Genomic DNA, 13,207 nt, shown 5'->3' with positions numbered 1-13,207 from the left:
CGGGGTTAGCCCTTGAAAACCGGCGCCCGCTTCTCCTGGAACGCCCGGAAGCCTTCGGCGTAGTCGTCGGTCTTGCACAGCCGTGCCTGCTCCGTGTTTTCCTCGGCCATGGACGCCCAGAGTCCCATGCGCTGATCGCGGATGTGGGCCACGAGTTCCTTGGAGGCAACGAATGCACCGGTGGCACCTGTGGCTACGCGCTCGACGATTGCGCGGGTCATGGCAAGCAACGCGTCATCCGGCATCGCCCGGCTGAACATTCCGCGCTCCACGGCCTCGGCTCCGCTGATGAGGTCGGCCGTATAGATCAGGTCCAGTGTCCGGTGCATGCCCAGACGCTCGGTAAAGTACCAGTGGCCGCCGGAATCCAAGGTGGCGCCGAGCTTGGCAAAGGGCGAACCGAACTTGGCATTCTCCGCCACGTACACCACGTCAGTGGCCAGCAAGAGACCTAAACCAACACCTAGGCAAGCTCCATGTGCGGCAGCAAAAGTGGGTGCCGGGAACGCGGCCATCTTCTTCAACAGCGGTTCCACCAGCCCGCCCAGATACGCCTGCGCATCGTCGGTTTCGGGGGTGACACCTGCGATGTCGCGGCCGGCACAAAAGGCACGTCCCTCACCGCGAAGCAGCAGGGCCCGCACCTCACCGCGCGAGGCGGCGGCAGCAGCGTGGTCGTACGCCTTATCCAGTTCGGCGAGCGCGTCCTCGTTGAGCGAGTTCAGCTTTTCGGGGGCATTGAGGACAATTTCGGCAATGCCGTTGGCAATGGAGAGCTCGATCATGGGGACTCCTTAGACGTCGAAGTCGACGGTAACTTCTTCGCTGGTGGGGTGGGACTGGCAGGTGAGGACGTAGCCCTTGTCCAGCTCGTCCTGTTCCAGGGCGTAATTCTCATCCATGGACACCGTACCGGTCACAAGCTTGGCGCGGCAGGTGCCGCAGACCCCGCCTGCACAGGCGAACGGAACATCGGGGCGGACACGCAGTGCAGCATTGAGGATGGACTCACGGGCGTGGGTGGGACTGGCGACCTCGCCGGTCAAACCATCCAGCTTGAACGTGATCTTGTAGGTTTCCTTCGACTCGTCCTCCACAACGGGACGGCCCGCGTTGCCCTCAGGGCGGTCCGGACGGCCGGTGGTGAACAGCTCGAAACGCACGTGCTCGGGCTTCACGCCGCGGGCAGCGAGGGTGTCGCGGCACAGCTGGACCAGCTCGAAAGGCCCGCAGAGGAACCACTCGTCCACATCCTCGGCATGGATGGCACTGCTCAGCAGGGCCTGCAGCTTCTCCGAATCGATGCGGCCGGTCATCAGCGGGGCGATCCGCTGCTCCCGGGACAAAACGTGGTGCAACGCCAGGCGCGAGGGGTACTTGTCCTTCAGGTCCGCCAGCTCCTCAAGGAACATGACGTCCATGGCAGCCTTGTTGGCATAGATCAGGTCAAACGTGGTCTCCGGATTGGCGGCCAGCAGCGTCCGGGCGATCGCCATCACGGGGGTGATGCCTGAACCCGCAGCGATCGCAACGAAGTTCCCGGGCTCCCCCGCCAGCTCTTCCGGGTGGTTCATGGAATTCATGACGTTGTGCTGGACCGACGAGCCGTCCTTGCCGTGCCGCGAAATGAACGCGCCCTGCGGGCTCATGACGTCAAGGCTGTCGCCGGCCTTCAGCTCGGCATTGGCCCACGTGGAGAAAACACCGCCAAGGTCCTTCTTCACGGCCACCCGGATCTCGCTGCTGCCATCGGAAAAGCTGCGCGGCTCTGCGCAGATTGAGTAGCTGCGGCGGACCTCGTGCGGCTCACCTTGCTCATCCGGCAGCGTGGTGCGTAGCGCGACGTACTGGCCGGGGAGGTAGTCATACTGGCCGGCCAGCTCGGCGGGAACAGCGAATGTCACCTCGATGGCGTCGTCCGTAAGGCGCCGGACTTCCGAGACGGTCAGGGTGTGGAAAGACGCACGACGGCGGCTGGCCGTCTGGGTTTCGGTGGTCATGGAATTCCTTAGAGGACTTTGAAGTAGTCGAACGGTTCCTTGCAGTCCTGGCAAACGAACAACGCCTTGCAGGACGTGGAACCAAAGCGGGTGAGCTCCTTGGTGTTCAGCGAAGAACACTGCGGGCATTTCACAGCCAGGTTCAAACGAACGGGACCGGAGTGGCCGCCTGCGGCAGCCCTTCCCGTGGGAGGCGCGATCCCGTATTCCTGCAGCTTGACCTTGCCGGACTCGGTCATCCAGTCCGTGGTCCAGGCCGGGGAGAGCACCAGGTTGATGTGCACGCTCGCGTAGCCCTCCTTCTCGAAGGCCCTCCGCAGGTCGTCACCGATCGCATCCATGGCCGGGCAGCCCGAGTACGTGGGCGTGATGGTGACCTCGACGGCGGTACGTGAGGTGCCGCCGTCGTCCGCTTTGTCCGTGGGCTGCTGCTTGTCCGTGGGCTGCTGGGCGTCCGGGACCTCGACGACGTGTACTCCGCGGAGAATGCCCAGGTCCTCGATGGTGAGGACCGGGATCTCCGGGTCGCAGACCGTGGACGCAATGTCCCAGGCCCGCTGCTCTTGGGTGCGTGTTTTTGAACGAGCAAGGGTTGCCATGATGGTCACCAGCTCGCACCGGGGTGCTCGCGGGCCAGGACCTGCATCTCAGCGAGAATGTAACCCAGGAATTCGGAGTGCTTGCCGCGACGGCCGCCTCCCAGTGCTTGCGGAACGGCAGGGATGTCCAGTTCGGCTTCGGCCATGATCTGGCCAGTGAGGCGATCGAATTCGGCGCGGAGGCTTGAGGGCTGCACTGTCACGCCAGCCTCGGCCAGGCGGGTGGTGAGCTCATCGTCTTCGAAGAGTTCGTCCACGTATGGCCACACGAGCTTGAAGCCCTGGATGATGCGCGCGCGGGACTCATCCGTGCCGCCAGCCAGGCGAAGTACCCATTGGGCGCTGTGGTCGCGGTGGTAATCCACTTCCTTCACGGCTTTGGCGGAGATGGCCGCGATGGTGGCGTCCTTGGATGCGGTGAGGGCCGTGTAGAGCTCGTACTGGTAGTAGCTCACGATGAACTGGCGGGCAATGGTCACCGCGAAGTCCCCATTGGGCTGCTCGAACAGGTGCGCGGAACGGAACTCGTGCTCGCGGCGGAAGTAGGCAAGATCGTCCTCGGACTTGTCCCAGGCCGCACCAGCGTAGGTCAGGAAGGAGCGCGCGTGGCCCAACTGGTCCAGCGCGATGTTTCCGAGTGCAATGTCTTCCTCAAGCTCGGGTGCGCGGGAAATCCAGTGGCCAAGGCGCTGAGCGAGGATGAGGCCGTCGTCGCCAATGCGCAGGGCAAACTCGGCTACGTCATCGTTGGGCTTGACCTGTCCACGCCGTACTTCAAGGGCAATGTCTTCCGGGCGGAGGGCATTGCCCGGGGTGATGCGGGTGGCGCTGGCTGAACCGTCACCGGAAGCTCCCGCTCCGTGAACACCCACGGAGATGTCGCCGTGGCCTTCAATGGCGAAGTCAGTGTCTTTGTCAGTCATCACAGGTGCTTCACGCCTTCGCTCTTGGTGTAATACGTTGCGTGGCGGTAGTCCTTGCCCTGGGGCGATTCGAAGAAGGCGCCCTTGGAATCGGGATCGCTGGAGGAGATCGCCTCGGCCGGGACAACCCAGATGGATACGCCTTCGTTGCGGCGCGTGTAAAGATCGCGTGCATTCCTCAGTGCCATGGCGGCATCAGGGGCGTGGAGGGAACCGGCGTGCACGTGGGACAGGCCTCGGCTGGAGCGCACGAAGACCTCCCAGAGGGACCACGGGGTCTCGTGGTGCTGCTGTTCCGCCGGCGTAGTCGCCGCAACCTTGGGGGCCTCGCGCTTGATCTCGCTGGCCGAGCTTGCCGGTTCTTCCGGGTTACCGTGAGGAGCCATTATGCTGCGTTCTCTTTCTGTGCTTGCTTGCGGGCGTAGGCAACGGCGGCTTCGCGAACCCAGGCACCGTTTTCGTGTGCCTCGCGGCGGCGCTCGATGCGCTGCGAGTTGCAGGGGCCGCGGCCCGCCAGGACTTCCTTGAACTCATTCCAGTCCAGGGGTCCGTGCTCCCACTTCTTGGTTTCTTCGTTGAAACGGATGTCCTTGTCAGGCAGGGTCAGGCCGAGGACCTTGACCTGCTCCACCATCATTCCCACGAACCGGCTGCGCAGTTCATCGTTGCTGAACCGCTTGATGTTCCAGGCCATGGACTGCTTGGAGTTGGGTGAGTCATCATCCGGCGGGCCAAACATCATCAACGACGGCGCGTACCAGCGGTTCACAGCTTCCTGGGCCATCTGCTTCTGCTCAGGCGTGCCGTTGGACAGTTCCAGCAGGATCTCGAAACCCTGGCGCTGGTGGAAGGACTCTTCCTTGCAGATGCGCACCATTGCGCGGCCGTAAGGACCGTAGGAGGCACGGCACAAGGGAACCTGGTTGCAGATCGCTGCGCCATCCACAAGCCAGCCGATGGCTCCCATGTCCGCCCAGGAAATCGCCGGGTAGTTGAAGATCGACGAGTACCGGGCCTTGCCGGCAATGAGGTCTTCCATCATCTTGTCCCGGGTCTGGCCCAGGGTTTCAGCTGCCGAGTAGAGGTACAGGCCATGGCCCGCCTCGTCCTGGACCTTGGCCATGAGGATGGACTTGCGCTTCAGGCTGGGAGCGCGGGTGATCCAGTTGGCTTCCGGCTGCATGCCGATGATTTCCGAGTGCGCGTGCTGCGAGATCTGGCGCAGCAAAGTCTTGCGGTAAGCCTCCGGCATCCAGTCGCGCGGTTCGATGCGCGAGTCTTCCGAAATGATGCGATCAAAGTACGCCTTGCCGGCTGCCTCCCGCTCCTGCTCTTCCGGGGACAGCTCAGCGGGCACTGATTGCAGATTCTGCGATGCCATGGTTGCTCCTAATAAATTACCGACCGTTCGTTCAGAATATGCGGAGGGGGCGTTTTCAGTCAAGCGTTCAGTGGGACACCAAGGGCTGATTACAACGCACGGGTGCAGCCGGGCGTTGTGACAAGGCGCGCTTTGCTGCCCGTGTTAACTTGGGATGGGACCCGAGCCGTCCCAAGCCCCCGCAAGAAAAGAGCCTCACGTGGAATCGCCCCAGCCCTTCAGGATCCTCACCGTCTGCACAGGGAACATCTGCCGTTCCCCGGTGGCGGAACGGCTGCTGCAGGCGGGCCTCAACCACGCAAGCCCGGGATCATTCGAGGTTCGCAGCGCCGGAACGCGCGCCATGGTGGGAGAGCCGATTCAACCCCTGTCGGCCAAGATGATCAGCACCTTCCGTGGCAGCCCCGACAACTTCGCGGCCAGGCAACTGAACCAGAAGATCCTCCGGGAAACCGACCTTGTGCTGGCCATGACGTCCAGGCACCGGGGCGAAGTCCTTCAACTGGATGCCTCCTTGTTGAAGCGAACGTTCACCATCCGTGAATTTGCGAGGATGCTCGCCGTCCTGGAGACGCGTGGCGATGTTGTTCCCGAGGGCGACATCGTGGAATTCTGGCGGGCTCTTCCCGCCCGTGCCGCTTCCGTCCGGCATCTGGCACTGCCGGCCGATCCTGCCGACAACGACGTGGTAGACCCCTACCGCCGAGCGGAAGAGGTCTACCACCAGATGGAGGATGAGCTGGCCCCGGCCATCTTGGGCATCCTCCGCTTTGCGCGCCTTACGGCGCCGGCCTGATTGGCTGTCCTTACTAGTTAAGTCCGATCACCAACATCTGGCTCGTGCCGGGGATGCAGGTCTGCAGGACAACCGCGGGGAAGCCGCCGAAGACAGCCGCCACATTGTTGGTGGTTCCGGGGTTGGGCACCTGGCCTCTTCCGGTCACTGTGTACGTGCCGTAGCCCGGGATGTTAACCGTCTGTCCCACACCGATACCGGAGAAGCGTGCCCAACCTCCACAGAAGTCGTGCTCGGTAATGAACAATGCGTAGGCGTCCGTGGGAGTGAAATGGATCGGCCCTATGCATGCGTCCACCATGCTCTGGCCTCCGGATCCAGCCACGTAGATCGTCCACCCTGCAGCTACTGGAGCAGCAGCTTGCGCCGGAGCGGCCTGCGCAGGGGCGGCCTGGGCTGGGGCTGCGGCGGGGGCCGGCGCCGGCTCGATGAGTGGAACAGCTGGTCCAGTAAGTTTCAGGACCTGGCCGGGCACGATGACGGAGTAGCCGCTCAAGCCATTGGCAGCCAGCATCTCGTTCATGTTCACCCCGTACCGGGCAGCTATGGAGCCCACGGTATCTCCGGCGACAACCGTATAGAGGTTGGTATCCACCGCCGGCGGCGCAGGCTCGGCCGGTGCAGGTTCTGCAGCCGGCGCCGCGGCCACGGCCGGTGCAGGTTCTGCAGCCGGCGCCTTGGCTTCGGTTGCAGGTGCAGCTGCTGCTTCACTCGCAGCGGGCGTGGCGGGGCTGGACTCAGAGGCCTGGGGGGTGGCCAGTTGTTCAGTGGAAACATTCTGGCCCACATCAGCCGCGGGGTTGCTTGCCTGAGAAAGCACCCCAAAAATCAATGGAATTAGCCCTATAACAACGATGATGGCAATTGCGATCAACAGGACTTTATTTTTGCGCGACCCATGCAGCAAGGTGCCGCCGGGCGCGTTCTTTGACAGAGTAGTTTGTAGCTCGTCATTGTAAATGTTCATTAGATGTCCCAGAATCCGTGGCTTTGGTCTGAGCACGCAGAAGTCCCAGGGGAGGGGCGTATGCGATAGCGCAGAAGTGTTATGGGGAGCGCCACTCGTCACGTGCGAGGGAGCGAACCACCGCTGAGCCGGCGGAACAGAATTTCAGAAACCCTAGGGAACTTAATGCTAGGAATTGGCCATTGGCACCGCACGAGTAGCAGATACTCGTCTTTTTCATTGATTGCCGGAAATTGCACCAGGTAGTACGCAATTTTCCGGGATGGGCCACTTGTTTAGGCGGGCACCGGTACTCGTTCCGTTTCCTTCACCTCAGGCTCATGCTCTGTTCACTGCTGCCCGGAACAGTGGAACCATGACTCATCTCTCACGCCGCACCCTCGTAAAAACGTCCTTAACCGGCCTGGCTTTGGCCGGCCTCGCAACCGGTACGGCCGCGCCCGCCCCCGCAGCCATCCCCCTGCTCCGCAAACGCCTCACACTCCCCACGGGAATTGCCACCGGGGATGTCACCACCGACTCCGCTGTCCTCTGGTCACGTGCTTCGGGTCCGGGCCGTTTGAGCGCCCGGCTGCAGGCAGTGGACAGCGCCGGCGAAATCCTCCGGGGGCGCTACGGATTCAGCCGCACCATCCAAGGCCCTCTCGCTACCGAAGCCAGCGACTTCACCGCCAAGATCCACGTCAAAGGACTTCCTGCCGGGACCCGCTTCGCCCTTGAACTTAACTTCGAGGACGAGAACGGCCTCGGCGAGGCAGTCAAGGGGACGTTCACTACTGCGCCTGACTCATCCGGGAACGGCGGGCCTGAAGAAGCCCACCCAGGCGGCAGGCCGTCGTCGTACCCGCAGTCCTTCGTGTGGACCGGCGACACGGCCGGGCAGGGCTGGGGCATCAACGAGGAGATCGGCGGCATGCGTGGGTACAAGGCAATGCACGCAACGCGGCCGGATTTCTTCATCCACTCCGGGGACACCATCTACGCCGACGGCCCCATCGCTGCCACTGTCACGGAGAAGGACGGCCAGGTGTGGCGGAACCTCGTCACCGAGGAAGTCTCCAAGGTCGCCGAGACACTCGCCGAATACCGGGGCCGGCACCGTTACAACTCGCTGGACGCGAATATGCGCGCCATGTTCGCGGAGGTTCCGGTGATCGCCCAGTGGGACGACCACGAGACACACAACAACTGGTACCCGGGCCAGATCCTGGACGACGCCCGCTACACCGAACGCAACGTGAATGTCCTCGCAGCCCGCGGCCGGCAAGCATGGCAGGAGAATATGCCGATCGCGGACTCCGCGGCGCTTTGGCGCCCGGGAACGTTCGACGCCGGCCAGTACCAACCTGCCCGCATCTACCGGAAGATTTCGCGCGGCCCCCAGTTGGATGTCTTCTGCCTGGACATGAGGACGTTCAAGTCCCCCAACACCGACGGCAAAGAACCCTATGCCACCAACATCCTGGGCCAGGAGCAGGTGGACTGGCTCATCAAGGAAGTACGCCAATCCAAGGCGACATGGAAGGTGATCGCCGCGGACCTCCCGTTGGGCATCATCGTGCCGGACGGGGCCGTGAACCAGGAGAGCCTCTCCAACCGGGACAACGGGGCTCCTCTCGGGCGTGAACTGGAGATCGCCGGCGTGCTGAGTGCTTTCAAGCGGGACGGTGTCAAGAACACTGTGTGGCTGACGGCGGACGTGCACTATTGCGCCGCCCATCACTACTCCCCCGAACGGGCCTCGTTCACCGATTTCGATCCCTTCTGGGAGTTCGTGGCCGGTCCCATCAACGCTGGCTCGTTTGGTCCGAATGCCATGGACGGAACGTTCGGACCCGAAGTGGTGTTCAGCAAGGCTGGTCGCTTCCCGGGCGAATCCCCGCGGGATGGCGAGAACCAATATTTCGGGCACGTGGACCTCGCCGCGGACGGCACGTTCACCGCGAGCCTTCGCAACGCCAACGGAGCTGTGCTGTTCTCGAAGACCCTCACCCCGGAGCGCTGACCCAACTGCGTCGCATTAGAGCGCGTTTAGAGCCGTCAAAACGCGCTCAGCTGCTACCTAGATGGGGGTTTCCCGGCGTATGCTTCCCTCAGCGCAAAGGCAAGATGCGTTGTTCGCCTTTGGTGGGGCCACTTTCGAAGGCAGGGGTACAGTGGCAGGAGTGAAGCACGAGGTTCTTCCGGTGCGCTCGTGGGCGAGGCAGGGTATGCCGCTTTTCCTTGTAGCAGTCGGAATGTGCGCGGTCCTCTTGGCCGCCGGGCTCGGCAGCGGGATCGGGACACCCACAGCCCAACTGGCCGGCGACCTGGCGATACTTACCGCCGCACTGACTGCGCTGATGACCCACACCAGTGCCGCTGTGCGGGGCCACGGCAACACAAAGGCCCGATGGTTCGTTGTTGCAGGGTTGGCTCTTTGGTCCTGCGGCCAAGCACTTTGGACCTTCAACGGCATAGTGCTGGACCACGCCTACCCCTTCCCATCAGCTTCCGACGCCGGATTCATCGGCTACGCGCTGCCGGTCGCCGTCGGGCTTGTCATGCTTTCCAAAGGCGGCAGCGTCCGCATGTCAGTTGTCCGCACGGTCCTGGACGTCGGAACGGTGGCCAGTGCCGTTCTTTTCATCGCCTGGGGTGCGGTCCTGGGGCCAGTGATCGCCGCAGGCAACGTTGACCCACTGGCCTTCCTGACCACGTTGGCTTACCCGTTCGTGGACGTGGTGATGGTCTCCCTGCTCATCGTGCTGACCATGCGGGCCGCCCGGGGCCGGCGCCTTCCTTGGTTGTGCCTTGGCCTGGGCTTCCTGGTGCTCGCTTTGACCGACCTGACCTACGTGCGGCTCACCACCGAAGGCGTCACAGGCGTAACGGGGTCACCCCTGGCACTGGGCTGGGTAGCAGCTTTCCTGCTGGTTGGGCTCAGCCCACTGGCTCCAGAGACCAGCAGCAGCAAAAAAGACGGACGCACCTATGCTGCCGCCTTGGAACTTCTGCCATACATTCCCGTTTTCGGCGCAGTCCTTTTCAACCGCAGCCGGGCCATCAACCTGGCAGACCCGATCCTGCTGATCACGGGCCTGACTGTCCTGGCCTTCGTCATCGTGCGGCAGGTGCTGATCGTCGTCGAGAATGTGACGCTGACGCGGGACCTTGAGTCCAAAGTGGCGGCCCGCACGGCCGAACTGGAGGGCTTGGGGGCAATCGTAAACTCCTCCGGCGACGCCATCATCGGCAAGACACGTGAGGGAGAGATCCTCAGTTGGAATCCGGGGGCGGAGCGGATTTTTGGTTATACGGCGGCGGAGGCCATCGGCCGGAACAGCGATTTCTTTGTCCCGGAGGAATTGCAGCACGATGAACACGAGGCCCTCCGAACAACCGCCGAAAGTGGTAACGTCCAGAACTTTGAAACCCTACGCAAACGCGGGGACGGGACCACCATTCCGGTCTCCGTGACACTCTCCCCCGTCCGCAATGAATCGGGCATCTGGGGCGTGGCCACAATTTCCCGGGACATCACGGAACGCAAAGCTGCGGAATCCGAACTGATGGCCGCCCGGGAAGCAGCCTTGGAATCGAGCAGGCTCAAGTCGGAGTTCCTGGCCACCATGAGCCACGAGATCCGGACCCCCCTCAATGCTGTAATCGGTCTAACGTCCCTGATGCTGGACACGCGCCTGAACGAAGTCCAACGGCAATACGCCCAAGGGGTCAAGGGCGCCGGCGAGGTCCTCCTCACGCTGATCAACGACATCCTGGACTTCTCCAAGCTGGAAGCCGGGAAAGTGGACCTGGACATCACGGCATTCGATCCCCGCGCACTGGTGGAAGAAGTTGCAGGGCTGGTTGCCGAGCAGGCCCAAAGCAAGGAACTTGAGCTGATCTCCTACTGTCACCCCAACGTGCCTGAACGGCTCATGGGCGACTCAGGGCGGATCCGCCAGATCCTGCTGAACCTGTCATCCAACGCGGTCAAGTTCACTCCAGCCGGCGAGGTGGAGATCCAGGTTTCAGTAGTGAGCCAGGATTCAAACAAAGCCTCCCTGCGGTTTGAAGTCCGTGACACCGGAATCGGCATCAGCACTGAGGACCACCACCGACTGTTCGAATCCTTCGCGCAGGCAGACGCTTCCACCACCCGCCGTTACGGCGGCACGGGCCTCGGTCTTGCCATCTCCCGGCGGCTGACCGAAGTCATGGGCGGCGAAATAGGGCTTGACAGTGAAATGGGTGTGGGCAGCAAATTCTGGTTTGTCCTGGACCTGCCTGTCGGCCCTCCGGCTACGGACACCGGAATCCTGCCTGCCTCGCTCGCGGGACGAAAAGTCCTCGTGGTGGACGACAACGCCACCAACCGTTTGGTGTTGGAAACGCAGCTCGCAAGCTGGGGAATGCAGCCGGTGGCAGTCGCAGATGCGCGCACTGCCATGGACGAATACCGTTTGGCCGTTTCGGACCACCACCCCTATGACATCGCCGTGGTGGACATGTGCATGCCCGATACCGATGGCCTGGAATTGGCCCGCCAGATCAAGGAAGAGAGCAACGGCTCGGGCGGCCCGGGGATCATTCTCCTGACCTCCACCATGCAAGTGGACAAGGCCGATCTCACCTCCGCAGGTATCCGCGAGTACCTCACAAAGCCCGTCCGGAGCTCCGAGTTCTACAACCGGCTGCTACGGCTCGTGGCAACGAGAACAATCGGCAATGCAGGCGCCCCGCTCCCCTATGCAACGCAGCCCGAGTCGCCATCCGAGAACCCGGAACTCCGGTTGGGCAAGCTTCTGGTGGCCGAAGACAACGAGGTCAACCAGCTGGTGGCCCGCGGGATGGCGAACAGGCTCGGCTACCAAGTGGACATCGTCGACGACGGCGCTCAAGCCGTTGCTGCGACGCTCACCGGAAACTACGCTGCCATTCTCATGGACTGCCACATGCCGGTGATGGACGGTTTTGAGGCCACAAAGACCATTCGCTCCCGTGACTCCAAAACCGTGAGGATTCCCATCATTGCCATGACGGCCGGGGCGCTGAACGAGGACCGCGAGCGGTGTTTCGCGGCTGGCATGGACGATTACATCAGCAAGCCGGTTGACCTGGACAAGCTCCGCGACATCCTGGCCAAGTGGGTGCCGCAGGAGCAGCGGGCGGCAGCACCGCCGTCGAACGTTGTTGTCTCAAATGGTTCAGACGCGGAGGCCGCTGTCCTCGCTGACGTTGCCGACCCTGACGTCACCGTCCTCGATGAGGACCGGCTGCAGATCCTCCGCGAACTTGGACCGGCGGACGGTTTGGGCCTGCTGCCTGACGCCATCCGGGCTTTCCGCGAAGAAGCCCAGCGTGCACAGGAGGCAATTCGTTCAGGCCTGGAGGGCCAGCAGGCCGACGCTGTGGAGGCCGCCGCCCACAAACTCGCGGGTGCGGCCGGCAACATCGGCGCTACGGGTGCCGCAATCCTGGCCAAGGACTTGGAACGACTTGGACGTGAGGCAGTCCCGGGTTTTGAAGCGCACGGAACGCATGTACTCGAAGAACTAAAATCGGAACTCGCTCGAGTGGATGGGGCACTTGAGCGCACACTACTGGGAGCCCCATGAAAGTATTGATCGCCGACGACGACCAGATCTCCCGAATGATCACCAAAGCCGCCGTCGAGCAATCCGGTCATGATTGCATCGTGGCAGTGGACGGCGACTCGGCCTGGGAGCTTTACCAGGAACACGCCCCGGCAGCTGTGGTGACGGACCTGATGATGCCGGGGCTGAACGGCCTGGATCTTTGTAGGGCGATCCGCGCGCATGAGGAGGACACCTACACGTACGTCATCCTGGTGACGTCCCACGGTTCGCGAAAAGATGTCCTGGCAGGCATGGAGGCCGGCGCGGACGATTACGTCACCAAACCGCTTGACCCGTTCAACCTGCACATCCGCCTCCTGGCCGCGCAACGGATCACCTCGCTGCACGCAGACCTCGCCAAGTATCGTTCGGCGCTGACCAAACAGGCCCGCACAGACCCCCTGACCAAGCTGCACAACAGACTCAAGCTGACGGAAGACCTTGGCCAACTGCACAGCAGAAGCGACCGCTACTCGCGGGATTACTGTCTGGCGATGGTGGATGTGGACAACTTCAAGCGCTACAACGATATTTACGGCCACCAGGCAGGAGACGCCGCCCTGGTGGCCATCGCCTCGACCCTCGCCGGCGAGGTCCGCCAGTCCGACGGCGTATACAGGTTTGGGGGCGAGGAGTTCCTTTTGGTCCTCCGGGAGCAGACGGCGGCTGGGGCTGAAGTTGTGATGGAGCGGGTCCGGGCGGCCGTGCATGCGCTGCAGATCGAGCACTCCGGCGACCCCGATGGGATACTCACCATCAGCGCTGGAGTGTCGGCGTTCGCTGATGGGCACCGCGCGGGGACCGAGCAGTTGCTGCGGGAAGCCGACATGGCCCTGTACGCAGCCAAGGCCGCGGGCAGGAACCGGGTGTCCCTGGCCAATGCCCTCCGCTTAGAGTGACCAGCAACTTCAGTGTTGGGG

The 13,207-nt window shown here is 62.9% G+C and carries 11 protein-coding genes; 4 read left to right on the top strand and 7 right to left on the bottom strand.

All coding sequences use genetic code 11. The features are described from left to right. Window positions 1-5: 5 nt before the first annotated feature. Genes J2Y41_RS00890 through paaA form a run of 6 tightly spaced genes read right to left on the bottom strand, consistent with a single transcriptional unit; the run spans window position 6 to window position 4,903 of the window. The gene (locus J2Y41_RS00890; RefSeq protein WP_309925318.1) at window positions 6-785 is read right to left on the bottom strand and encodes an enoyl-CoA hydratase-related protein; all 780 of its coding nucleotides are present in this window, start codon (window positions 783-785) and stop codon (window positions 6-8) included. Between the two features lie 9 nt (window positions 786-794). Then, entirely contained in the window at window positions 795-2,000 is a 1,206-nt protein-coding gene (gene paaE, locus J2Y41_RS00885) for a 1,2-phenylacetyl-CoA epoxidase subunit PaaE (protein ID WP_309925316.1), read from the bottom strand. Between the two features lie 8 nt (window positions 2,001-2,008). After that, the gene (gene paaD / locus J2Y41_RS00880; RefSeq protein ID WP_309925314.1) at window positions 2,009-2,599 is read right to left on the bottom strand and encodes a 1,2-phenylacetyl-CoA epoxidase subunit PaaD; all 591 of its coding nucleotides are present in this window, start codon (window positions 2,597-2,599) and stop codon (window positions 2,009-2,011) included. Between the two features lie 5 nt (window positions 2,600-2,604). After that, complete coding sequence (gene paaC, locus J2Y41_RS00875; protein WP_309925311.1) at window positions 2,605-3,522, bottom strand: 1,2-phenylacetyl-CoA epoxidase subunit PaaC; 918 nt, start codon at window positions 3,520-3,522, stop codon at window positions 2,605-2,607. Then, on the bottom strand, window positions 3,522-3,908 hold the full coding sequence (gene paaB, locus J2Y41_RS00870; RefSeq protein WP_224088683.1) for a 1,2-phenylacetyl-CoA epoxidase subunit PaaB: 387 nt from the start codon (window positions 3,906-3,908) through the stop codon (window positions 3,522-3,524). The genes paaC and paaB overlap by 1 nt, the downstream gene beginning before the upstream one ends. Next, entirely contained in the window at window positions 3,908-4,903 is a 996-nt protein-coding gene (gene paaA, locus J2Y41_RS00865) for a 1,2-phenylacetyl-CoA epoxidase subunit PaaA (RefSeq protein WP_224088685.1), read from the bottom strand. The genes paaB and paaA overlap by 1 nt, the downstream gene beginning before the upstream one ends. 199 nt (window positions 4,904-5,102) lie before the next feature. Between paaA and J2Y41_RS00860 the strand changes: the two genes are divergently transcribed. Beyond that, window positions 5,103-5,699, top strand: coding sequence for a low molecular weight phosphatase family protein (locus tag J2Y41_RS00860; protein WP_224165220.1), 597 nt, complete (start codon window positions 5,103-5,105; stop codon window positions 5,697-5,699). A gap of 13 nt (window positions 5,700-5,712) precedes the next feature. On the opposite strand, the gene J2Y41_RS00855 is transcribed toward J2Y41_RS00860, so the two are convergent. Further along, window positions 5,713-6,666, bottom strand: coding sequence for a LysM domain-containing protein (locus J2Y41_RS00855; protein ID WP_309925305.1), 954 nt, complete (start codon window positions 6,664-6,666; stop codon window positions 5,713-5,715). Window positions 6,667-7,021: 355 nt separating this feature from the next. Between J2Y41_RS00855 and J2Y41_RS00850 the strand changes: the two genes are divergently transcribed. The 3 genes from J2Y41_RS00850 to J2Y41_RS00840 all read left to right on the top strand — a co-directional run bounded on the left by J2Y41_RS00850 (window position 7,022) and on the right by J2Y41_RS00840 (window position 13,186). After that, entirely contained in the window at window positions 7,022-8,671 is a 1,650-nt protein-coding gene (locus J2Y41_RS00850; protein ID WP_309925303.1) for an alkaline phosphatase D family protein, read from the top strand. A gap of 160 nt (window positions 8,672-8,831) precedes the next feature. Then, window positions 8,832-12,266 carry a response regulator gene (locus tag J2Y41_RS00845; protein ID WP_309925300.1) on the top strand — a complete coding sequence of 1,145 codons (3,435 nt, stop codon included), beginning with the start codon at window positions 8,832-8,834 and terminating at the stop codon, window positions 12,264-12,266. Continuing rightward, entirely contained in the window at window positions 12,263-13,186 is a 924-nt protein-coding gene (locus tag J2Y41_RS00840) for a diguanylate cyclase (protein WP_309925297.1), read from the top strand. The genes J2Y41_RS00845 and J2Y41_RS00840 overlap by 4 nt, the downstream gene beginning before the upstream one ends. The last annotated feature ends 21 nt before the right edge of the window (window positions 13,187-13,207 follow it).

Source organism: Arthrobacter sp. 1088, from assembly GCF_031455315.1.
In the GTDB taxonomy this organism is placed as follows: domain Bacteria; phylum Actinomycetota; class Actinomycetes; order Actinomycetales; family Micrococcaceae; genus Arthrobacter.
Note: the sequence above shows the minus strand (reverse complement) of the source record. Positions and strands in the feature narration are given on the sequence as shown.